Annotated in this window: 1 protein-coding gene; it reads left to right on the top strand. The window is 71.3% G+C overall.

Annotated elements, in window-relative coordinates; all coding sequences use genetic code 11:
• The coding region (locus tag NIE111_RS28150; protein WP_238687317.1) for a cation:proton antiporter at positions 1-1028 on the top strand (1028 nt) is incomplete at both ends.

Below are 1028 nucleotides of genomic sequence, written 5' to 3'. Positions count from 1 at the left end.
GTCGACGACGTGGTCGCCTGGTGCCTGCTGGCCGGGGTCGTCGCGGTGGGCGGTGCGGAGGCCGGATTCCCGTGGCAGGTGCTGCTCGTGGCACCGTACCTGCTGGTGATGTTCGGCTGGGTGCGGCCGATGCTGCGCCGGTTGACGGTCGTCCGGGCACGTGCCGGCCGACTCACCCCGGACGTGCTCGGTGTCATCCTGGTCGGCCTGCTGCTGTCCTGCTACGCCACGGAGCTGCTCGGCCTGCACGCCATCTTCGGTGCCTTCGTCTTCGGCGCGATCATGCCGCGGGTGGACGGTGCGGCGCTGCGGGAGGAGATCCTGGAGCGCCTGGAGCAGGTCTCCGTGCTGCTTCTGCTCCCGGTCTTCTTCGTGATCGCCGGGCTCCAGGTCGACCTGTCCCGGATCGGTCTCTCCGGTGTGGTGGACCTCGCCCTCATCCTCGTCACGGCGATCGGCGGCAAGTTCGTCGGCGCGTACCTCGGCGCCCGCTCGCAGCGGGTCGCCCGACGGCCGGCGGGGGCGCTCGCGGCCCTGATGAACACCCGTGGCCTCACCGAGATCGTCATCCTCACCGTGGGTCTGCAGCTCGGCATCCTCAACCCTGAGTTGTTCTCGCTGATGGTGGTCATGGCCCTGGTCACCACCGTGATGGCCGGGCCACTGCTCAATGTGATCTATCCCCGTCGCCTGGTGGACCGGGACATCGCCCAGGCACAGCGGGCCGCGCTCGGTGGGCCCGACACCCACCGGGTGCTGGTGGTCGTGCCGGAGGGTGAGCGGGCGGCCGAACTGACCGCGCTCGCGGTCGACCTGGCCGGATCCCGAAGACCCGCCGAGGTGGTGCTGAACCGCCTGCTGCCGTACCCGGTAGCCGCCGTGGAGGTCGGTGCGGGCCTGCACACGGAGCTGGCGGGGATGACCGCCGCGATGGGGGAGCTGGCCCGGTTGGCCGAGTCGGTCCGCAGCGCGGGTCTCGGCGCACCGGTGCTGGTGCGGTATGCGACCGACCCCCGAGGTGAGCTGGC

The sequence above is a fragment of the Micromonospora hortensis genome (assembly GCF_022230935.1).
Classification (GTDB): domain Bacteria; phylum Actinomycetota; class Actinomycetes; order Mycobacteriales; family Micromonosporaceae; genus Micromonospora; species Micromonospora hortensis.
Note: the sequence above shows the minus strand (reverse complement) of the source record. Positions and strands in the feature narration are given on the sequence as shown.